At 55.2% G+C, this 21,377-nt stretch carries 18 protein-coding genes; 5 read left to right on the forward strand and 13 right to left on the reverse strand.

What is annotated here, in order from left to right; genetic code table 11:
* Positions 1–19 precede the first annotated feature (19 nt).
* Positions 20–1,336 (reverse strand): 23S rRNA (uracil(1939)-C(5))-methyltransferase RlmD, encoded by a 1,317-nt coding sequence (gene rlmD / locus AC07WB_RS15165; protein ID WP_097096236.1) that lies wholly within the window; start codon positions 1,334–1,336, stop codon positions 20–22.
* A 90-nt stretch (positions 1,337–1,426) separates the two neighbouring features.
* Between rlmD and barA the strand changes: the two genes are divergently transcribed.
* On the forward strand, positions 1,427–4,156 hold the full coding sequence (barA, locus tag AC07WB_RS15170) for a two-component sensor histidine kinase BarA (RefSeq protein WP_097096234.1): 2,730 nt from the start codon (positions 1,427–1,429) through the stop codon (positions 4,154–4,156).
* A gap of 241 nt (positions 4,157–4,397) precedes the next feature.
* Here barA and AC07WB_RS15175 read toward each other — a convergent pair whose 3' ends face one another.
* From AC07WB_RS15175 to AC07WB_RS15200, 6 genes are all read right to left on the reverse strand, one after another.
* Entirely contained in the window at positions 4,398–5,537 is a 1,140-nt protein-coding gene (locus AC07WB_RS15175) for a glycerate kinase (protein WP_097096233.1), read from the reverse strand.
* 85 nt (positions 5,538–5,622) lie between these two features.
* The gene (gene garR / locus AC07WB_RS15180; protein ID WP_494940757.1) at positions 5,623–6,507 is read right to left on the reverse strand and encodes a 2-hydroxy-3-oxopropionate reductase; all 885 of its coding nucleotides are present in this window, start codon (positions 6,505–6,507) and stop codon (positions 5,623–5,625) included.
* Positions 6,508–6,526: 19 nt separating this feature from the next.
* Positions 6,527–7,294, reverse strand: a complete 768-nt coding sequence (gene garL / locus AC07WB_RS15185) for a 2-dehydro-3-deoxyglucarate aldolase (protein ID WP_007891731.1) — start codon at positions 7,292–7,294, stop codon at positions 6,527–6,529.
* Positions 7,295–7,346: 52 nt separating this feature from the next.
* Positions 7,347–8,678 carry a glucarate dehydratase gene (gene gudD / locus AC07WB_RS15190; protein ID WP_097096228.1) on the reverse strand — a complete coding sequence of 444 codons (1,332 nt, stop codon included), beginning with the start codon at positions 8,676–8,678 and terminating at the stop codon, positions 7,347–7,349.
* Positions 8,679–8,688: 10 nt separating this feature from the next.
* Entirely contained in the window at positions 8,689–10,035 is a 1,347-nt protein-coding gene (locus tag AC07WB_RS15195; RefSeq protein ID WP_494940758.1) for an enolase C-terminal domain-like protein, read from the reverse strand.
* A 9-nt stretch (positions 10,036–10,044) separates the two neighbouring features.
* Positions 10,045–11,391 carry an MFS transporter gene (locus AC07WB_RS15200; RefSeq protein ID WP_097096225.1) on the reverse strand — a complete coding sequence of 449 codons (1,347 nt, stop codon included), beginning with the start codon at positions 11,389–11,391 and terminating at the stop codon, positions 10,045–10,047.
* Between the two features lie 508 nt (positions 11,392–11,899).
* On the opposite strand from AC07WB_RS15200, the gene garD reads away from it, so the two are divergent.
* Positions 11,900–13,459, forward strand: coding sequence for a galactarate dehydratase (gene garD / locus AC07WB_RS15205; protein WP_494940759.1), 1,560 nt, complete (start codon positions 11,900–11,902; stop codon positions 13,457–13,459).
* Between the two features lie 52 nt (positions 13,460–13,511).
* Here the strand turns inward: garD and AC07WB_RS15210 are convergent, their stop codons facing one another.
* The 4 genes from AC07WB_RS15210 to syd all read right to left on the reverse strand — a co-directional run bounded on the left by AC07WB_RS15210 (position 13,512) and on the right by syd (position 16,216).
* Positions 13,512–13,958: a flavodoxin gene (locus AC07WB_RS15210; protein WP_097096222.1), complete on the reverse strand. Its 447-nt coding sequence runs from the start codon at positions 13,956–13,958 to the stop codon at positions 13,512–13,514.
* Between the two features lie 13 nt (positions 13,959–13,971).
* Positions 13,972–14,751 (reverse strand): tRNA pseudouridine(65) synthase TruC, encoded by a 780-nt coding sequence (gene truC, locus AC07WB_RS15215; protein WP_097096220.1) that lies wholly within the window; start codon positions 14,749–14,751, stop codon positions 13,972–13,974.
* A complete protein-coding gene (locus AC07WB_RS15220; RefSeq protein ID WP_494940760.1) occupies positions 14,751–15,077 on the reverse strand; it encodes a YqcC family protein in 327 nt (108 codons plus the stop codon). Before AC07WB_RS15220 ends, truC begins: the two co-directional genes overlap by 1 nt.
* A gap of 590 nt (positions 15,078–15,667) precedes the next feature.
* A complete protein-coding gene (gene syd / locus AC07WB_RS15225) occupies positions 15,668–16,216 on the reverse strand; it encodes a SecY-interacting protein (protein ID WP_494940761.1) in 549 nt (182 codons plus the stop codon).
* 62 nt (positions 16,217–16,278) lie between these two features.
* Here syd and queF point away from each other — a divergent pair, with 62 nt between their 5' ends.
* The 3 genes from queF to xni all read left to right on the forward strand — a co-directional run bounded on the left by queF (position 16,279) and on the right by xni (position 19,472).
* Positions 16,279–17,124, forward strand: a complete 846-nt coding sequence (gene queF, locus AC07WB_RS15230) for an NADPH-dependent 7-cyano-7-deazaguanine reductase QueF (protein WP_494940762.1) — start codon at positions 16,279–16,281, stop codon at positions 17,122–17,124.
* A gap of 186 nt (positions 17,125–17,310) precedes the next feature.
* On the forward strand, positions 17,311–18,675 hold the full coding sequence (gene ppnN, locus AC07WB_RS15235; protein ID WP_345828479.1) for a nucleotide 5'-monophosphate nucleosidase PpnN: 1,365 nt from the start codon (positions 17,311–17,313) through the stop codon (positions 18,673–18,675).
* Positions 18,676–18,713: 38 nt separating this feature from the next.
* Positions 18,714–19,472 (forward strand): flap endonuclease Xni, encoded by a 759-nt coding sequence (xni, locus tag AC07WB_RS15240; protein ID WP_494940763.1) that lies wholly within the window; start codon positions 18,714–18,716, stop codon positions 19,470–19,472.
* 394 nt (positions 19,473–19,866) lie between these two features.
* Here the strand turns inward: xni and rlmM are convergent, their stop codons facing one another.
* Together rlmM and AC07WB_RS15250 are read right to left on the reverse strand one after the other, a co-directional pair.
* Positions 19,867–20,967: a 23S rRNA (cytidine(2498)-2'-O)-methyltransferase RlmM gene (rlmM, locus tag AC07WB_RS15245; protein ID WP_097096211.1), complete on the reverse strand. Its 1,101-nt coding sequence runs from the start codon at positions 20,965–20,967 to the stop codon at positions 19,867–19,869.
* Positions 20,960–21,355 (reverse strand): DUF423 domain-containing protein, encoded by a 396-nt coding sequence (locus AC07WB_RS15250; RefSeq protein ID WP_008109570.1) that lies wholly within the window; start codon positions 21,353–21,355, stop codon positions 20,960–20,962. Before AC07WB_RS15250 ends, rlmM begins: the two co-directional genes overlap by 8 nt.
* Between the last annotated feature and the right edge of the window lie 22 nt (positions 21,356–21,377).

A 21,377-nucleotide genomic window follows, 5' to 3' on the forward strand; every position in this document is an offset into this window, starting at 1 on the left:
ACAGCGATGTGGACATCGCTTATGTTTTGCTAAATAGCACCATGGACTCGAGATGACTGGTATGTGGGAACATATCCAGCATCGCAACCCTTTCCAATTGGTAGCCCGCTGACAGCAATGTTTGACTGTCGCGTGCAAGTGTTGTTGGGTTACAGGAAACATAGACCACACGTTCCGGCGCAAGTTTAACCACATGCGCCATTACGCCCGCAGCCCCAGCACGTGCTGGATCCAGTAACACCTTGTTAAATCCCTGCGTCGCCCAAGGCTGACGCGTCACGTCCTCTTCCAGGTTATGCTGGAAAAAGCGAACATTCCCAAGATTATTCTGGGATGCATTATACGCTGCCTGTTGCACTAATGCTGCAACACCCTCCACACCTACTGCATTTTGTACGAATTTTCCCACAGGCAAAGTGAAATTTCCCATGCCACAGAACAGATCCAGCACGCGATCTTCCGGCTGTAAATCCAGCCACTCAATGGCTTTTGCCACCATCTGCTGGTTCACCCTATCGTTCACCTGAATAAAATTTTGCGGGCTAAAAGTGAGAGGTAAATCATAAGAACGATAAAACGGTTCGCGATCGCTCAGGGCCTGCAAAGTGTCACTGCCATCAGCCAAATAGAGCATTACCTGCTGCTCATGCGAAAAGCGTTCCAGCTTTGCACGATCGCCTAGCGATAACGCATCAAGATGACGAAGTACCATCAGCGGACCATTGTCTGCCAGCACCAATTCAACGTGGCCCAAACGTCGAGCCGCGCTTAGTTCACTCAGACAGCGGTACAACGGCGCTAACAACGCTTCAAGTTCGGGCACCAAAACCGGGCATTGCTTCAGTTCAACCAGGTCATTGCTGGCCGCCTGACGAAAACCCATTTGCAGACGCTGCTGTTTTGGCTGCCACTGCAACCCTAAACGGGCACGACGGCGATAGCCCCAGGCATCGCCGCTGATAATCTCATCAACGATAACCGGCAGTGGCGCATCACGGCTCAACATACGGCTTAATGCGCGCGCTTTGCTCTCCTGTTGTAACGCCACTGAGGCATGCTGTTGCTGGCAACCGCCGCACACGCCGAAATGAACGCAGCGCGGTTTTTCACGCTGTGGGCTAGGATTGATAATCTTGGTAGCTTTGGCGCGCGCATACTGACGCTTATCTTCCTGCACCGTAACGTCCGCCTGTTCACCCGGCAGCGCACCGCTAACAAACATCGCCTTGCCTTTATGGCGCGCAACACCTTGTCCAAAGGGATCAAGGTCTTCGATGGTGACGGATAAGCGTTGCTTTGTCGCCACACGCTGTTTTGCCGAGTAAAATTGCGCCATAGTATTGTGAAATCTCTATTTTATTGGGTGTGCAGCCAATCACGGCCGTTGCACAGGGATAAAAATGCCAGGAGTCGCCAGGCCACAATTATGACCAAATATAGCCTGCGGGCGCGAATGATGATTTTGATACTGGCGCCAACGCTGATGATTGGCCTGCTGCTCAGTACCTTCTTCGTGGTTCACCGCTATAACGAATTACAACACCAGGTGCAGGACGCCGGGGCGAATATTATCGAACCGTTGGCGGTCTCCAGTGAATACGGCATGACGTGGCATAATCGCGATGCTATTCGCGAGTTAGTGAGCCTGCTACATCGTCGCCACTCTAATATTGTCCGTGCCATCACCATTTTCGACAACAATAATCACGTCTACGTCACCTCGAATAACAATCAGAATCTGGCACTGCTGCAAAAAGAGGACATCTCCACGCTGGAAGATAGCGTCTCCGTTGAGCGCCAGGGCAATTTGATGATCCTGCGCACGCCGATTATTTCTGAACGCTACTCGGTAGATGAACTCCCGGGCGAAGACGCTAAACCTGCGGGCAATCCGTTAGGTTATGTGGCCATCGAGTTGGATCTGCAATCGGTGCGGCTGGAGCAGTACAAAGAGGTATTTGTTGCCACGCTGCTGCTGCTGTTTTGCTTGTGCATCGCCATGCTGTTTGCCTATCGCCTGATGCGCGATGTCACCGGGCCGATTCGTAATATGGTGACCACCGTTGACCGCATTCGCCGCGGCCAGCTCGATAGCCGCGTCGATGGCTACATGCTGGGTGAACTGAGCATCCTGAAGAACGGCATTAATGCCATGGCGATGTCGCTTACGGCTTATCACGAAGAGATGCAGCAGAATATCGATCAGGCAACTTACGATCTGCGTGAAACGCTGGAACAGCTGGAGATTCAAAACGTTGAGCTGGATCTGGCGAAGAAGCGCGCCCAGGAAGCGGCGCGCATTAAGTCCGAGTTCCTTGCCAATATGTCGCACGAGTTACGCACGCCGCTCAACGGCGTCATCGGTTTTACCCGTCAGATGCTAAAAACCGGGCTGAGTACCAACCAGCACGATTACATGAGCACCATTGAGCGCTCGGCCAATAATTTGCTCAGTATCATCAACGACGTGCTCGATTTCTCGAAGCTGGAAGCCGGCAAGCTGGTACTGGAATCCATTCCCTTCCCGCTACGCGCCACGCTGGATGAAACGCTGGTATTATTGGCACCCTCCGCGCATGACAAAGGGTTGGAAATCACCGTGTGCCTGGAAAAACAGGTGCCAGACAATGTGATTGGTGACCCGCTGCGTCTACAGCAAATCATGATCAACCTGATTGGCAACGCCATCAAATTTACCGAGCACGGTCATATTGATCTGCGCGTTGAACTGCGCAGCATTAACACGACACGTGTCGAGCTGGAAATACAGGTACATGACACCGGTATCGGCATTTCTGAACAGCAGCAGTCGCAGCTGTTCCAGGCATTCCGCCAGGCCGATGCCAGCATTACACGCCGCCACGGCGGTACCGGTTTAGGCCTGGTTATCACGCAAAAACTGGTGAGTGAAATGGGCGGTGAGATTGCGTTCCACAGCCGTCAAAATCAGGGTTCGACGTTCTGGGTACACATTCATCTCGATCTCAATCCGAACGCCCCCACCATTCCGCGCATGTTGGGCGATTTACGCGCCACGCCGCTCGCCTATATTGAGCCACATCCTGCAGTCGCCAAAGCGGTGCAGGAGATGCTGAGCATCACGCCGTTACAGGTGCAGCATTTCACCACTCTGGAAGAGATGCCCGATACGCACTTCCCGCTGCTGTTGATGGGATTGCCGGTTTCAGAGACCCATCCTGCCACGCTGCCCGATGCCTTAATAAAACAGCTGCACGCGCGCGCTGATTCCGTGCTGCTGGCGCTGCCCAGCGAAATGATGCTGTTTGCCGACGATCTGCGGGCTCGCGGCATTGCGGGCTGCATTGCGAAACCGGTATCACTCACGCGCCTGCTGCCAATGTTACTGGATTTAGATGACTGGCAGCGTGATGCGCAGCCGCGAGGAACGCGGCAGCCGCTCACGGTAATGGCGGTGGATGACAATCCCGCCAATCTGAAACTGATTGGCGCCCTGCTGGAGGAGCAGGTACAGCACATTATTCTGTGTGATAACGCCGAGCAGGCCATTCGCCAGGCACGCCTGCACAAACTGGACGTGATTTTGATGGATATTCAAATGCCGGATATTGACGGCATTCGCGCCAGCGAAATCATCCGCAGCCTGCCGCTGCATGCCACCACGCCGATTGTTGCCGTTACCGCGCACGCGCTGGATGGCGAGCGTGAGCAGCTGATTAATGCTGGCATGAATGACTATCTGGCCAAGCCGATTGATGAAGATAAACTCAGCCAGTTACTGCAGCGTTATGCGCCACCTCGCGCGGCGCCACAGCCGCTGCGGCCGGATGTTGCGCCGTCGCTGGATTGGGCGCTGGCACTGCGTCAGGCCGCGAATAAACCCGATTTAGCCCGCGACCTGCTGCAAATGCTGCTCGATTTCCTGCCGGAAGTGGAAGAGCGCGTTGAAAGCGCGATGGCGAGGAACGATGTGGTTGGCCTGCGCGAGATTATTCACAAGCTGCACGGCAGCGCCAGCTACAGCGGCGTACCGCGTTTGAAACAGCTGTGTCAGCAGCTGGAGAAGAGTCTGCATCAGGAGAGCGATATCGAGGCGCTTGAGCCGGAGCTGCTGGAGTTAAGCGATGAGATGGCGAACGTGGCGCGTGAGGCGAGGAAGCTGTTAGCGTTGGGTTAATGTTGTGCCACGTTTCCCCTCACCCCAGCCCTCTCCCGCAAGCGGGCGAGGGGGCTGTCCTATGCGGAGTTGGAGATGAGTGCAAAATACTTCACCTCTACGAACGGTTCACTCACCCACTAGCGGCCGACGGGGCCGTCCTATACGAAGTTGAATTTGAGTGCAAAATACATCGCCTGTCCGAACGGTTCCCTCTCCCACTTGTGGGAGAGGGTTAGGGTGAGGGCAACAGGAAAAACCATCACAACCCCTGCCCCGCCTTTATCGTCGCCGCCACATTGCGCGCCGTCAAGCGCACATTCTGCGCCGCATTCGCCAGCGCTTCTTCCAGGGAGCAGATGCTAAACAGCACGCTGAACACCGCATCTAACCCATGCTGATGCACCACGCCAACATCGGCCGTCAAACTCCCGGCGATGCCAATCACCGGCTTGTGATACAGCTTCGCGACTTTCGCAACGCCGACCGGCACCTTGCCATTGACGCTTTGGCTGTCGATGCGCCCTTCGCCTGTAATCACCAGATCGGCATCTTTCACCTGCTCGGCCAGGCCCAACGCTTCGGTGACGATCTCAATGCCGCTGCGCAACTCGGCCTGACAAAATGCGTGCAACGCCGCGCCCATGCCACCTGCCGCGCCGCCGCCGTCGATATGCAGCACATCAATATCCAAATCGCGATGAATAATCTGCGCGTAGTGTTCCAGGGCCTGATCCAGCTGCTGGACCAACGCTGGCGTCGCGCCCTTTTGCGGGCCGAAAATCGCCGACGCTCCTTTATCACCGGTCAATGGATTGGTGACATCGCAGGCCACTTCGAAGCGACACTGCTTAATGCGTGGATCAAGCTGCTCAATATCAATCCGCACCAGCTGTGGCAACGCGCCGCCACCGAAGGCAATTTGCTCGCCATGCTCATCCAGTAAATGCGCACCAAGCGCCTGCACCATGCCGGATCCGCCATCGTTGGTGGCAGATCCGCCAATGCCGATAATGACGTGGTCGACACCGCGATCGAGCGCATCTTTAATCAGCTCACCGGTGCCAAACGAGGTGGTAATCAGCGGATCGCGCTGCGCGGCCGGCACGAGTTCCAGCCCGCTGGCCGCCGCCATTTCGATAAACGCGGTGCGCGCGTCGCCTGATAAGCCGTAGAACGCATCCACGGGTTTGCCGAGCGGTCCTGTAACCGTCAGCCGGACAATGTTTCCCTGCGTTGCCGCCACCATCGCTTCAACCGTGCCTTCGCCACCGTCGGCAACCGGTATTTTCACGTAGTCAGCTTCAGGAAAGATCTCGCGGAAACCCGCTTCAATCGCCGAAGCCACTTCCAGGGCGGATAAACTCTCTTTATATGAATCCGGTGCGATGACAATTTTCATAGGCAATCCAGCGCGGTTGATGACGGACATCCGTCCTTGCTATGGCAGCGAGCCGCCCGGCATCCGCAGACGCCGGGCGCATGCACTACCGGGTGATCTCAACTTTTGCTAATTTTTCATAATAGCAGGCCAGCGCGCTATGATCCGACGTACCCTGTCCGTCCACTTTTAGCGCCTGCATCATCTCCATCACCGCGGCAGTCAGCGGCAGATGCGCGCCAATCTCGTGTGAAGTGTCCAGCGCATTGGCCAAATCTTTGATATGTAAATCGATACGGAAGCCCGGCTTGAAGTTACGATCCAGCACCATCGGCGCTTTGGCATCCAGCACGGTGCTGCCCGCTAAGCCTCCACGAATGGCCTGATACACCAGTTCCGGATTTACGCCCGCTTTGGTTGCCAGCGACAGCGCCTCCGACATCGCCGCGATGTTCAGCGCCACAATCACCTGATTGGCCAGCTTCGTGACGTTACCCGCGCCGATGTCGCCGGTGTGTACCACCGAACCCGCCATCGCTTTCATGATGTCGTAACACTGGTCGAATACCGCTTTATCACCGCCAACCATCACTGACAAGGTGCCTTCAATCGCCTTCGGCTCGCCGCCGCTCACTGGCGCATCGAGCATTTTGATGCCTTTCGCCGCCAGCGCATCGTGCACTTCGCGGCTGGCTAACGGTGCGATGGAGCTCATATCGATGACGATAAGGCCAGGCTTCGCGCCTTCAATAATACCGTTGGGTCCCAGGCAGGCTTCTTTTACCTGCGGTGAGTTCGGCACCATAGTAATCACCACGTCAACCTGCTCGGCTACCTCTTTAGCCGTTTTGGCCACGGTCGCACCCAGCTCAACTAATTCTGCTTCGTTGCTGGCATTGTGGTCACGCACCACCAGCGCATAACCGGCTTTCACCAGGTTCTTACTCATCGGTTTGCCCATGATACCGAGGCCGATAAATCCAATTTTCATTGCCTTTCCCCTACGTCAGTTATTTTTTGAATTTGTCACACAGCGCCTGCGTGGCGTTGCGGAAAACACCCAGATCGCTGCCGACCGCCACAAAGCTGGCGCCCCACTCCAAGTAGCGACGCGCATCGGCTTCAACCGGTGCCAGAATGCCGCTCGGTTTACCCGCAGCTTTCGCGCGTTCAAATACGTGTTTAATCACTTTCAATACTTCAGGATGTGCCGGTTGACCGAGATAGCCCAGCGCCGCCGACAGATCGCCCGGTCCGACGAAGATGCCATCAACGCCGTCCACCGCAGCGATGGCATCAATGTTGTCTACTGCCTGCTGAGTTTCGATCTGCACCAGAACGGTAATGTTGTCGTTGATGGTGCTGTTGTAGTCCGGTAGCGTGCCGTACATGTTGCTGCGATGCGAAACCGAAACGCCACGAATGCCAGCCGGTGGGTAGCGGGTGGAAGCCACCGCGCGAATCGCCTCTTCCTCGGTTTCCACAAACGGCACCAGGAAGTTGTAGAAACCAATATCCAGCAAACGCTTGATGATAATCGGTTCGTTGCACGGCGGACGCACCACCGGCGCGCTGTGGCTGCCCTTCAGCGCCATCAGCTGCGGCACAAAGGTAGTGATGTCGTTCGGCGCATGTTCGCCATCCAGCACCAGCCAGTCAAAGCCCGCCAGTCCCAGCACTTCGGTGGTGAGTGGATTAGCCAGCGCACACCAGCTGCCAATCAGGGTTTCTCCTGCCAGCAAACGGCGACGAAAATTGTTCGGCCAGGCATTGCTCATTGTTTTCACTCCTGTCGGTTACAGCAGGCTCCCGCGCGGGGAGCCGGAAAAGTTAGCGCACCAGGCACGGACGCTTGTTATCAAAGGTCCAGTTCGGTACCAAGAACTGCATAGCCTGCGCATCATCGCGCGCGCCCAAACCGTGTTGCTGATATAGCGCATTGGCCTGCATCACCTGATCCATATCCAGCTCGACGCCCAGTCCCGGTTTCTGCGGCACTTGCACCATGCCGCCTTTAATCTGGAACGGCTCTTTGGTCAGTCGCTGATTGCCTTCCTGCCAAATCCAGTGCGTATCGATAGCGGTAATCGCCCCCGGCGCGGCGGCAGCCACATGCGTGAACATCGCCAGCGAGATATCGAAGTGATTGTTAGAGTGCGAGCCCCACGTTAGGCCGAAGTCATGGCACATCTGCGCCACGCGCACCGAGCCCTGCATCGTCCAGAAGTGTGGATCCGCCAGCGGAATATCGACCGATTGCAACGACAGCGTGTGGCCCATCTGACGCCAGTCGGTGGCAATCATATTGGTGGCGGTCGGCATGCCGGTGGCGCGGCGGAATTCAGCCATCACTTCACGACCGGAATAGCCCTGCTCAGCACCGCACGGATCTTCCGCATAAGCCAGCACGCCTTTCAGCTGCTTGCCGAGCAGAATCGCTTCGTTCAGTGACCAGGCACCATTGGGATCAAGCGTCACGCGCGCCTGCGGGAAACGCTTCGCCAGCGCCGTTACCGCTTCAGCCTCTTCGCCACCGCGCAGCACGCCGCCTTTCAATTTGAAATCGTTAAAGCCGTATTTTTCGTAGGCCGCTTCCGCCAGACGCACCACCGTTTCCGGCGTGAGCGCCTCTTCATGACGCAGACGATACCAATCGCATTTGTCATTTTCCTGGCTCTGATACGGCAACGCGGTTTTCTTGCGGTCGCCGACGTAGAACAGGTAGCCCAGCATCTCAACGCGATCGCGCTGCTGGCCATCGCCAAGCAGTGATGCAACGTTAACGCCTAAATGCTGACCCAGCAGATCGAGCAGCGCCGCTTCAATGCCGGTCACCACGTGAATGGTGGTACGCAGGTCGAAGGTTTGATTACCGCGCCCGCTGGCGTCGCGGTCGGCAAAGGTGCTGCGCACCAGATTGAGAATGTTTTTGTATTCGCCGACGGTTTTCTGCACCACCAGCGCTTCAGCCTCGACCAACGTCTGACGAATCTTTTCGCCGCCAGGGATTTCCCCCACGCCGGTATGCCCGGCGTTATCTTTAATAATGACAATGTTGCGGGTAAAGAACGGCGAATGTGCGCCGCTCAGATTGAGCAACATGCTGTCGTAACCGGCCACTGGGATGACCTGCAGCGATGTAATTTTCGGTGTCTGACTCATTTCCTGCTCCTTAGACTTTATCGCGACCGAAGGCCGGACGCTTGCGGTCGAATGACCAATTGGGCACCAGATACTGCATCGCAGTGGCGTCATTACGCGCGCCAGCCGGCAGTGATTTGTACAGCGCGTTAGCCTGATGCAGGCGATCCCAATCCAGCTCGACACCAAGGCCCGGCTTATTCGGCACGGCGATTTTGCCGTTGCGAATTTGCAGCGGCTCTTTGGTCAGGCTCTGATCGCCTTCCTGCCAAATCCAGTGCGTATCAATGGCGGTGGGTTTGCCGGGCGCAGCCGCGCCCACGTGGGTGAACATCGCCAGCGAAATATCGAAGTGGTTATTGGAGTGACAACCCCAGGTTAAGCCCCAGTCATCGCACAGCTGCGCCACGCGCACCGCACCGCTCAGCGTCCAGAAGTGCGGATCGGCCAGCGGGATATCGACTGAGTTAAGCATTACCGCGTGGTTCATCTCGCGCCAGTTGGTGGCGATCATATTGGTAGCCACCGGCAACCCGGTGGCGCGGCGAAATTCAGCCATCACTTCACGCCCGGAGTAACCCTGCTCAGCACCGCACGGATCTTCGGCGTAGGTCAGCACATCGCCCATGCCCTTACATAAGCGAATCGCTTCGTCGAGCGTCCAGGCACCGTTGGGATCAACGGTGATGCGCGCATCGGGGAAGCGCTTTTTCAACGCCGCCGCCGATTCAATCTCCTGTTCACCGGGCAGCACGCCGCCTTTGAGTTTGAAATCTTTGAAGCCGTATTTGTCCTGTGCCGCTTCCGCTAGACGCACCACGGATTGCGGCGTCAACGCTTCCTGATGACGCAGGTGATACCAATCGTGGCTAGCCCCTTCGCCGGTCAGATACGGTAAGTCGGTTTTACGACGATCGCCGAGATAGAACAGATAACCCAGCACCGTCACTTCATCGCGCTGCTGGCCCGGACCAAGCAGCTCTGCCACCGGCACGCCAAGGCATTGGCCGAGTAAATCGAGCAGCGCCGCTTCCAGCGCAGCAACCGCGTTGACGCGCAGTTCGAAGGTCCAGGCGCCTTTGCCGAAGGTATCAAAGTCCGCCGACTGATTGCCTTTGTGCACCTGCTGCACCAGGCGATTCATGCGTGCCACCTGCTGGCCTTTAACCTGCGGAATCGCCTCAACCAGCGTTTGGTAGATGGTTTCGCCGCCGGGCGCTTCCCCCACGCCGGTATGTCCCGCACTATCGGTGAGCACCACAATATTACGGGTGAAGCAGGCGCTGTGCGCGCCCCCGATGTTCAGCAGCATGCTGTCGTAACCGGCAACCGGAATCACCTGCATTTCGGTGATCACCGGCGTGCTTTGCGTAGTCATAGTCCGTCCTTATGCTCGGGTTTTCAATTCGACGCGTTTGATATCGCCCGCAATCACCAGGAAGCTAAACGCGGCGACAAAGGCATGGATACCGACATAAATCAGCGCGCCTTCAAACGATCCGCTGGTGGCGATGATGTACCCGATGGCAATCGGCGTGACGATGCCGGAGAAATTACCGAACATGTTGAACAGACCGCCGCTTAGGCCACTGATCTCTTTCGGTGCGGTATCCGCCATCACCGCCCACCCCAGCGCACCAATGCCTTTCCCGAAGAACGCCAGCGCCATGAAGAACACCACCACCCATTCGGTGTCGGTGTAGTTACACATCACCATCGAAATGGAGAGCAGCATGCCGAGCACAATCGGCGTTTTACGTGCGATATTCAGCGAGCCGGTTTTACGCATCAGGTAATCGGAGATCACTCCGCCCAATACGCCGCCGAGGAAGCCGCATACCGCCGGAATCGAGGCAATAAAGCCGGCTTTCAAAATCGACATGCCGCGCGCCTGCACCAGATACACCGGGAACCAGGTAATAAAGAAGTAGGTTAAGGCGTTGACGCAGTATTGGCCGAGGTAGATGCCCAGCATCATGCGGGAAGTGAGCAGCTGTTTAATCTGGAACCACTTCTCGCTCCAGCTCACTTTGCGTTCGGCTTTTTTGGCATCCATGTTGATCAGCGCACCGCCCTGCTCCATGTACTCCAGTTCGGCTTTGTTGACGCCCGGATGATCGGTGGGATCGTGGATCACTTTCAGCCAGATGAAGCTGAGGATGATGCCCAATCCGCCCATGAACCAGAACACGTGCGCCCAGCCCACTTCTGACACCAGCCAGCCCATGATTGGCGCAAAGATTACCGTGGCGAAATATTGAGCCGAATTGAAAATGGCCACCGCTGTGCCACGCTCCTGCGCCGGGAACCAGGCCGCGACAATGCGGCTGTTGCCAGGGAAGGAAGGTGCTTCTGCCAGCCCCACCAGGAAGCGCAACATAAACAGCGAAACGATGATGCCAAAGCCGCTGAACACGTCGACAAACCCTTGCAGCAGGGTAAACAGCGACCAGGTAAAGATGCTCCAGAAATAGACGCGTTTCGAGCCGAAGCGGTCAAGCAGCCAGCCGCCCGGAATCTGACCGATAACGTAAGCCCATGAGAACGCTGAGAAGATGTAGCCTAATCCGACTGAATCGAGACCGATCTCTTTAGACATCGCCGAACCGGCGATCGAAATGGTGGCGCGGTCACCGTAGTTGAACGAGGTAACGATAAATAACATCACCACAATCCAGTAACGGGCGTTGGTGCGCTTTTGCACCGCTTCCGCTGTCTGGCTGAAACTATTCATGATGCACTCCTGAAATATAGCGTGAGCTACATTCGCTCTGACTGCATACACATCGCGTTGGGTATCAGAGAGAAGTTGGGTTAAACACGGCGATTTTTATAGTGGCAATACGATGATGCGTCGTGACGAATAACCTAACGTTGAAGAACGAGAATCAGTATAGGAACAGCCAGGCGGCGATACACTGGAAGAACGCATGAGGATTTGGGTTGATTAATACTGTTTTTGCGGCATCTGCACATAATGCTGCGGCGTGGCTCACGGAACGGTTCGTTACCCCGTAAAGTTGCTCATTAAACGCACAAGCTAACGATACTTTGTGAGTCCCTTCACTTGCTTTTGGTTAAACGAACCAAATTGCCGTGATAAATCCCCTTAAAGCCAGTCAGTTGCACAATGCGCAGGCCAATACCCCTGCATATACTGAGGCTGGCAAAAAACGATGACGTGATGGAAGCATTTTTAAACCGCGCCGCTATGTACCGCGCGACGAACTGGAAGGTGAGCAATGAACCGTCCTCTGACTGAAAAACCGCTCTATATCAAAGTACACGATGCCGATAACGTGGCGATCGTGGTCAATAATCAGGGATTGCCGTCCGGCACACGTTTCGACGACGGACTGCAGCTAACCGAACATGTGCCGCAGGGGCATAAAGTCGCGCTGCGCGATATCCCACAGGATGGCGCTATCCTGCGCTACGGTGAAGTGATTGGCTACGCGCTACGCCCGATTGCACAAGGCAGCTGGATTGAGGAATCGCTGGTGGCGCTACCCGAAGCACCGCCGCTCAACAGTTTGCCGCTGGCAAACAATGTGCCGCCCGCCCTGCCACCGCTGGAGGGTTATACCTTTGAGGGTTATCGCAACGCCGATGGCAGCGTAGGAACACGCAACCTGCTCGGTATCACTACCAGCGTGCACTGCGTGGCTGGGGTAGTGGATTACGTGGTGCAGATCATTGAACGAGATTTGCTGCCGCGTTATCCCCATGTCGATGGCGTGGTGGCGCTGAATCATCTGTATGGCTGCGGGGTCGCGATCAATGCGCCTGCCGCGGTGGTGCCGATTCGCACCATTCATAATCTCGCGCTCAATCCTAATTTTGGCGGTGAAGTGATGATCGTCAGCCTCGGCTGCGAAAAATTACAGCCGGAGCGTCTGCTGACCGGTACGCCGGACGTGCAGGCCATTTCGCTCGATGATAACGACATTGTGCGTCTGCAAGATGAGCGACTGGTGGGCTTTGGAGCGATGGTGGATGAAATCCTGCAGGTCGCCGAACGTCATTTGAAAAAGCTCAATCAACGCCAGCGGGAAACCTGCCCGGCCTCTGAGCTGGTGATCGGCACGCAGTGCGGCGGCAGCGACGCCTTCTCCGGTGTAACGGCGAATCCGGCGGTAGGCTTTGCTTCTGATTTGCTGGTGCGCTGCGGCGCGACGGTGATGTTTTCGGAAGTGACTGAAGTGCGCGATGCCATTCATCTGCTGACGCCACGCGTGGTGGATGAAACCGTCGGCAAGCGGCTACTGGAAGAGATGGCGTGGTATGACGATTATCTCAGCCAGGGCCAGACCGATCGCAGTGCAAATCCCTCACCGGGTAATAAAAAAGGTGGGCTGGCAAACGTGGTTGAGAAAGCGCTGGGATCGATTGCCAAATCGGGCCGCAGTCCGATCGTCGAGGTGTTGTCGCCAGGCCAACGTCCAACCCAGCGCGGGCTGATTTATGCCGCGACGCCCGCCAGTGATTTCGTATGCGGCACGCAGCAGATGGCATCGGGTATTACGTTGCAAGTGTTCACTACCGGGCGCGGCACGCCTTACGGTTTGGCGGCGATTCCGGTGATTAAAATGGCGACGCGCAATGCGCTGGCCGAACGCTGGCATGATTTGATGGATATCAATGCCGGAACCATTGCGACGGGCGAAGAGAGTATTGAGCAGGTCGGCTGGCGATTGTTTGAGTTGATTCTGGATATTGCCAGCGGGCGCAAACAAACGTGGTCAGATCGATGGGGGATCCGCAATCAGCTGGCGGTGTTTAATCCTGCGCCGGTGACGTGATTGCTAATCTGGCAGGTAAATGTAGGGTCGCCATTCATGGCGACCTTATGTATTACAGCAACTTACCCCAGCTCTCCACCCACGGTGACGTTACCGATTCTGGCTCAGGATGTTCCGTCGCATCCACCAGCAACACCTCTCCAACGCGCTTGGCGCTTTGATCCTGCAAGGTGACATCGAAGGTTTTACCGGCACCGCAGAAATTGTCATAGCTGCTGTCGCCCAGCCCAATCACGCCATAACGTAGCTCAGGCTGATAACCGAGATCATCACGCACCGCGACATACAGGCGGGCAATGTTGTCCGGGAAGTCGCCCTGACCGGTGGTTGAAGTCACGATCAGCACCACGTCTTTGCTGTAAGCCTGCCAATCCGCCAGCGACGGATCTTCAAATACCTTCACCTCGTGGCCCTGCTCTTCCAGCACCGTCTGTGCTTCTTCAGCCACCAGCAGCGCATTGCCGTAAACCGTACCTGTAAAAATGCCAATCTTTGCCATCTTGCCGCTCCCTTTATTCTGTCGGCTTATCCTGGACTGCATCAAGGGCAAACTCAACCCTGGGAACATCAGGGATCTGATCCTGCCAGCCAAACTGCTCGAGCATCTGCTGCCAGACGCGGTCCAATCCGGCACGGATTATTAGCGGCTCACCGGTTACCGGATGCGTGAAGCTGAGCGCGCTAGCATGCAACATCAGACGGTTAAGCCCAAAATGCGCCGCCGCGCCACGATTCTGCCGCAGATCGCCATGTGCACTGTCGCCAATAATCGGGTGCCGTAAATGCACCATATGACGACGCAGCTGATGCTTGCGGCCGGTATGTGGCGCCATCTCCACCAGCGTATAGCGCGCGGTGTTATAACGACTGATTGCGACCGGCATCTCAACGTGCGCCAGCGCCTGATAATCCGTTACTGCTGGTTGTGCTACGGGTTCTTGCGTGGCGAATTTGTCGGCAATCTTATCCAGCTCTTCCACCAGCGGATAATCCAGCGTCGCACCACCTTCAAGCCAGCCGCGCAGCACCGCATGATAGGTTTTCTGCATGTGATGCTGCTCAAACTGTTGCGCCAGTAAATGGGCAACCTCGCTTGATAAGGCCATCAGCAGCACGCCGGACGTTGGGCGATCGAGACGATGCACAGTGAAAACGTGCTGACCAATCTGATCACGCACCGTTTGCATCACCACCACTTTTTCGTTGCGGTCGAGCCAGCTGCGATGCACCAGCCAACCAGCCGGTTTATTCACCGCGACCAGCCATTCATCTTGATAGAGGATTTCGAGCATCAGACAGCAGCGTCCTGGAAGAGCGCGTCAAACTCATTGAGAACCAATAATAACGCAGCATAACCGGGCGTATCGTTCGGCAGTGCCACTTCATAATAGGGTGCGATAGCGAAGTTTTGCGGCAGTGGAGCACCGCTCTCGAGCAGCGCATAAAAACGCGGCATAAATACCCATTGCAGCCACTGCAGCGGCTCCATGGTGTCGAGACAGAAAGGCTCGGTACTGGCGAAGGCATTCGCCTCAGGCGATTGCGTCTGCCAATGGTCGTGCTCGCGCATCACCGTTTCGACCTGCTGCAGGCGCTGAATAATCATTTGCGACGACATGCGCCACCTCCAGAGAAAAATTGGGCGGCAAGCATATCATCAGTCGCGCGATGCGCAAAAAACGCATAAAAAAAGGGAGCACTGTTGTTACAGTGCTCCCGGTTTTCGTTCGCAGCATTCCAGCCACCGCAGTGCTCCCTGCTCATCCATGACAACTTTTCCTGCGCTATCCATCGCTTGTCATCATGACATGAATCCTTAGCATCCTGGCCCACCACAATCCGCGTGGCTCTCATTCTCCGTCCTGGAGGTGTCCCTGACTCAATCCTGAGTGTCCTGCTTCATCCTGAAGCCTTCCATGTGCCGTAAACTCCGTTACGTTCCCGCCTCCTGGCTGACTTTCTCCTGAACGTCTCTTAATCCTTAGCATCCTGCCAGTGGTGACTATTCTCCCAGAAACCATCACAATAACAACCAGGTAAGAGGTGTTAATGGATCAAGTCCTGTCTTGTTTTTCAGATTGATACCATAAGTTCATGATTCACAATCTTTTTACATCTCCGGTTTCCGGAAGTCTGCAGAATGATCAAGCGATCTCTTACACCTCACGTGAGAGATCTCTCACAGCAGCCACGCGAAAAATCTGTAGCTCATCCACTAACCGGTTGTAAATCATTAAGAAATGTCTTAATGCTTTGTGACAACACCTTACGCTTTTTAGTACCAGGCTCTTCTAGAATGACCTCCCCAGTAAGATTACACAGGGCAATCACCTCACTCTCCGAGTCGGTTGTGGCGACAAATAGGGTTGGCGCTTGTCTTAAGCGGCGCTTCATAACCAGGTGCCCAATCAGATTCTCCTGCAAGCGAGTGAAATCAGCCTCGCTCCACACCTGCAGCAGCGTCACCGGCTGCTGCTCAAATGTGGCCGTCATATCGCCGGCAAATTGCGTGGTATAGAACGCCGTGATTTCGGGCTGCAGCTGAATATCCAGCGCACGCTCTACTGCTTCAAGCGTAGCGGGCAGAGTAAAGGGCTGCGGCTGCCACAGCACGCGATCGTTCAGCGTGCTGATAATACATTCGGAAGGAACGCCAAGTAGATCTGTGCTGGCAGGTAAATGCCCTGTGTGTTGCTGCCAATGGCTTACGTAGCGGGCGGTAAACTCACGCAGAGCCTCTGCGGTTTGCTGCATCATTCATATTCTCGTCGGTGTTGGGTTACACTTATCCACTTTGATGAAATTTAGTGGTAACCGTTATGTCTTCTGAAAACCGCGTTCCGGCACTAAGCGGCCTGACCTTAGGCAAGCCCACGGCTTATGTTGATCGCTACGATAACACGCTGCTGCAATCCGTACCGCGCAGCCTGAACCGTGAACCGCTAGGACTTTACCCTGATAATCTGCCTTTTACGGGCGCAGATATCTGGACGCTGTATGAACTCTCCTGGTTGAATAGCAAAGGCGTACCGCAAGTGGCCGTAGGTGAAGTGGTACTGCGCGCCGATAGCCAGAACCTGATCGAGTCCAAGAGCTTCAAGCTTTATCTTAACAGTTTTAACCAGACAGTTTTCGCTGACTGGGGCGAAGTACGCCAGACGTTAGAGCGCGATCTCAGCGCCTGTGCCAACGGCGACGTCAGCGTGGCACTGTTTCGTCTGAACGAAGTGGAAGGCCAGCCTATTGGTCACTTCAGCGGTGAAGTGATTGACGAACAAGATATCGAAATTCACGACTACGCTTTCAATGCGGATTATCTGGCGCAGGCAACAGGACGCGAGAGTGTCGAAGAAACGCTGGTCAGCCATTTGCTGAAATCCAACTGTTTAATCACCAATCAACCCGATTGGGGATCGGTGATGATTCGCTATAAAGGTCCACGTATCGATCGCGAAGCACTGCTGCGTTACCTGATCTCCTTCCGCCAGCACAATGAGTTCCATGAACAGTGTGTTGAGCGCATTTTCAATGATATTCAGCGCTTTTGTCAGCCAGAAGCTTTAACCGTTTATGCGCGCTATACCCGTCGTGGTGGCCTGGATATCAACCCATGGCGCAGCAACGTGCCCTTCTCTCCGGGATTTTCCCGCCTGGTTCGCCAGTAACAGATTGCGAGACGCCTCGCAGGCCGCTGCACGGATGCGCGGTTCCTCTTGAGCATTCACGGCGGACAACGTTACTCTGGTGAAGGCGCGATCGTTACAGCAGGCGCGACCAGGGATTTTCGTCACTGCGCTCAATACGTTAAGCGTAGCGTCATCAGTCACGCATTTGCGTGTAAAGGAGTTCTCTTGATTACACATATCAGCCCCCTTGGCTCGATGGATCTGCTTTCACAACTTGAAGTCGATATGCTGAAGCGCACGGCGAGCAGCGACCTGTATCAGCTTTTCCGCAACTGTTCTCTTGCGGTACTTAATTCTGGTAGCCAGACCGATAGCAGCCACGAATTGCTTTCACGCTTCGAAAACTTTGATATCAATGTGTTGCGCCGTGAACGCGGTGTGAAGTTAGAGCTCATCAACCCGCCGGAAGAAGCCTTTGTTGATGGCCGTATCATCCGTTCGCTGCAGGCCAACCTCTTCGCCGTGCTGCGTGACATTCTGTTTGTAAATGGTCATCTCTCCGCGATCGAGCGTTTCCAGCCAGAAGATACCGAAGATTCCGCGCACATCACTAACCAGGTATTCTCGATTTTGCGTAACGCACGCGCACTTCATATCGGCGAATACCCGAACACAGTGGTGTGTTGGGGTGGCCACTCCATTAATGCGGTGGAGTATCAATATTGCCGTAATGTCGGCACCCAAATGGGCCTGCGCGAACTCAACATCTGTACCGGCTGCGGGCCGGGTGTGATGGAAGCGCCAATGAAAGGTGCCGCGGTTGGCCATGCACAGCAGCGCTATCATGACAGCCGCTTTATCGGCCTGACTGAACCTTCAATCATCGCCGCTGAGCCACCGAATCCGCTGGTTAATGAATTGATCATTATGCCGGATATCGAAAAGCGCCTCGAAGCCTTCGTGCGTATCGCCCACGGCATCGTGATTTTCCCCGGCGGCGTAGGGACGGCCGAGGAGCTGCTGTATCTGCTGGGTATTCTGATGAATCCGCACAATCGCGATCAGGTATTGCCGCTGATTCTAACCGGACCAAAAGAGAGCGCCGATTACTTCCGCGTGCTGGATGACTTCATTGTTAACACGCTGGGTGAAGACGCGCGTAAGCATTACAAAATCATCATTGATGACGCAGCTGAAGTGGCGCGTTTGATGAAGAAGGCCATGCCGCAGGTGAAAGAGTATCGTCGCGAAACCGGCGATGCATACAGCTTCAACTGGTCAATTCGTATCGCCCCCGATCTACAGGTGCCCTTCCTGCCAACGCACGAGAACATGGCTAACCTGAAGCTGTTCCCGAATCAACCTGCCGAGCAGTTAGCGGCAGACTTACGTCGTGCCTTCTCCGGGATTGTGGCCGGTAATGTTAAAGAGGTGGGTATCCGCGAAATTCGTGAAAAAGGGCCGTACAAGCTGCATGGCGATGCGGATCTTATGCACCGCATGGACGAACTGCTGCAGGGCTTTGTTGCGCAGCAGCGTATGAAGCTGCCGGGCAGTGCTTACACGCCCTGCTATGAAATCATCAAATAACCTCTCAGGAAGGCAGCCTGCGGGCTGCCGCTATCGCTATGTCGCTTCATCTTCTTATCATTGATGCATTAAACCTGATTCGTCGCCTGCATGCCGTTCAAGGCTCGCCGTGCCGTGATAGCTGTGTTGCGGCTTTGCATCAGCTATTAGGTCACACACAGCCCACGCACGTGGTGGCGGTTTTTGATGGCGTTGAGCGTCAACCGGGTTGGCGTCATCAACTTCTGCCGGATTACAAAGCGGGCCGCCCGCCAATGCCAGACGATTTACATCATGAAATGCCGGCCTTACAGGAAGCCTTTCGCGCCGCGGGCGTCAGCTGCTGGGTAGCCGATACCGATGAAGCCGACGATCTCGCCGCTACGCTGGCGGTAAAAATGGCGGATGCTGGTCATCAGGCGACGATTGTGTCCACCGATAAAGGCTACTGCCAGCTGCTGGCACCCAATATTCGCATTCGCGACTACTTCCAGAAGCGCTGGCTGGATGTGCCTTTTATCGAGCAGGAGTTTGGTGTCTCACCGGTGCAGTTACCGGATTACTGGGGATTATGCGGCATCAGCAGCAGTAAAATCCCGGGCGTTCCAGGGATTGGCCCAAAAAGCGCGCGCGAGTTGTTAATGCAGTTTGGCTCGCTGGATGCGATCTATCAGCAATGGGAAAAAGTACCGAGCAAGTGGCAGGGAAAATTGCAGGAACAGCGGGAAATGGCAGAAGTTTGTCGGCAAGTATCAACGTTAAAGCGGGATTTGGTGTTGCAGGGCAATCTCAACACGTTGAGATATCGAGCTAAATAGCGGTCGCCATAAATGGCGACCCTACGAAATAGTTCGTTATCAAACGCATCCTGGTGTTTCGTTATCAAACGCATCCTGCGTTTCGTTATCAAACGCATCCTGCGTTTCGTTATCAAACGCATCCTGGCGTTTCGTTATCAAACGCATCCTGGCGTTTCGTTATCAAACGCATCCTGGCGTTTCGTTATCAAACGCATCCTGCGTTTCGTTATCAAACGCATCCTGCGTTTCGTTATCAAACGCATCCTGGCGTTTCGTTATCAAACGCATCCTGCGAAATAATTTGCGCTACAGCAAGGCGGCAAGTGCGCGAGTCCCCGGGAGCATACATCAGTATGTGACCGGGGCGAGCAAACGCAGCCAACGCGGCTGTAGCGCAAAGTATGAAGCAGGATTAGCGCTCGTCGCGACGGCCGCCAACTGCCGCCCAAAGACGACGTACATGAACGGTGACTTCTTCGCGATCGTGATACAGCTGGCGTGCCTGGATTTGCGCATTGATGCCCTGCGCTTTCAGCGCGTCATCAATCATTGCCAGGTTCTGCGTAACCTCTTCGTAGCGCTTCTTCATCGGCAACTTGAGATTGAAGATGGCTTCACGACACCAGCCATTCACCAGCCATTCGGTCATCAGACTGGCCACGCGCACCGGTTTTTCCACCATGTCGCACACCAGCCAACTGATGTTGGTACGCGGCGGACGAAATTTAAATCCGTCTTCACGGCAGTGGGTGACCTGTCCGGTATCCATCAGGCTTGGCGCCATTGGACCGTTATCGACCGCAAAAACCCACATGCTGCGTTTCACCAATTGATAGGTCCAACCGCCCGGGCAAGCGCCGAGATCGACGGCGTACATGCCGCTGGCTAAACGCTCATCCCACTCATCGGCGGGCACGAACACGTGAAAAGCTTCTTCGAGCTTCAGCGTCGAACGGCTCGGTGCATCCGAAGGAAACTTCAGGCGCGGGATGCCCATGTAGAACGGCGAGTTGTTTTCTGGCAGCGAATAGCCAACATAACAGGTACCTGGCGCAATAAAGAAGACGTGCACTACCGGGCGTTTCGCCGTTTCATAGTTAAGCAGGATTTTGCTTTCACGCAGACTGGCGCGCAGCGGTACGGTTAATTTACGGCAGAACTTGGTGAGTTCCTTCGCTTCATTGGTGTCTGGCACTTCAACCCGCAGTTCACCGCCTTTCTCCACCACGCCGGTCAGCATACCGACAATCGGGGTGATGCGATCTTCCTGGGGTAAATCACGCAGCAATTCGCCAACCACTAACATCTGACGCGCAAAAATCAGCTCAGCAAACGGCAACGTTTGGATCAGCTTCTCCGCGTCTTCCGGTTGATAGCATTCATACAGCACATAACCCGAGTCATCTTTTACGCGTGGGAAACCGTAAACTTCGCGTTCAGCCGCTTTCGCGCTGATTTCTGCCGCACACTCTTTCTCAAATCCCGGACGGCAATAGAGTAAAACTTTATTCATGGCGATCTGCCTTTCGTTTCAGACGCAGTGCGCCAATCAACATCAAGAACCAGCCAATCAGGAAGCACAAGCCGCCCACTGGCGTAACAAAAACCCAAAACTTCATATGCGACAGCGCCAGACAATAGAGACTGCCACTGAACAACACGGTACCCAACGCCATCGCGGCGCTACTCCAGTAAAACCAGATATTGGCGCGGCGCAGCATAGCGGCTCCCAAGCCAATGACCGCAAGCGTGTGATAAGCCTGATATTCGAGGCCGGTATGTATCCACGCCATTTCAGCAGGACCGAGCGATTTGCTCAGCACATGCGCCCCGAAAGCACCAAATGCCACCAGCAGAAATCCGCTAATGGCAGCAAAAACAAACATGGCACGACTGGACATCAAAGAATCCTCAAGGTATTGC

It is taken from the genome of Pantoea sp. GW821-FHT03E06 (assembly GCF_059420725.1).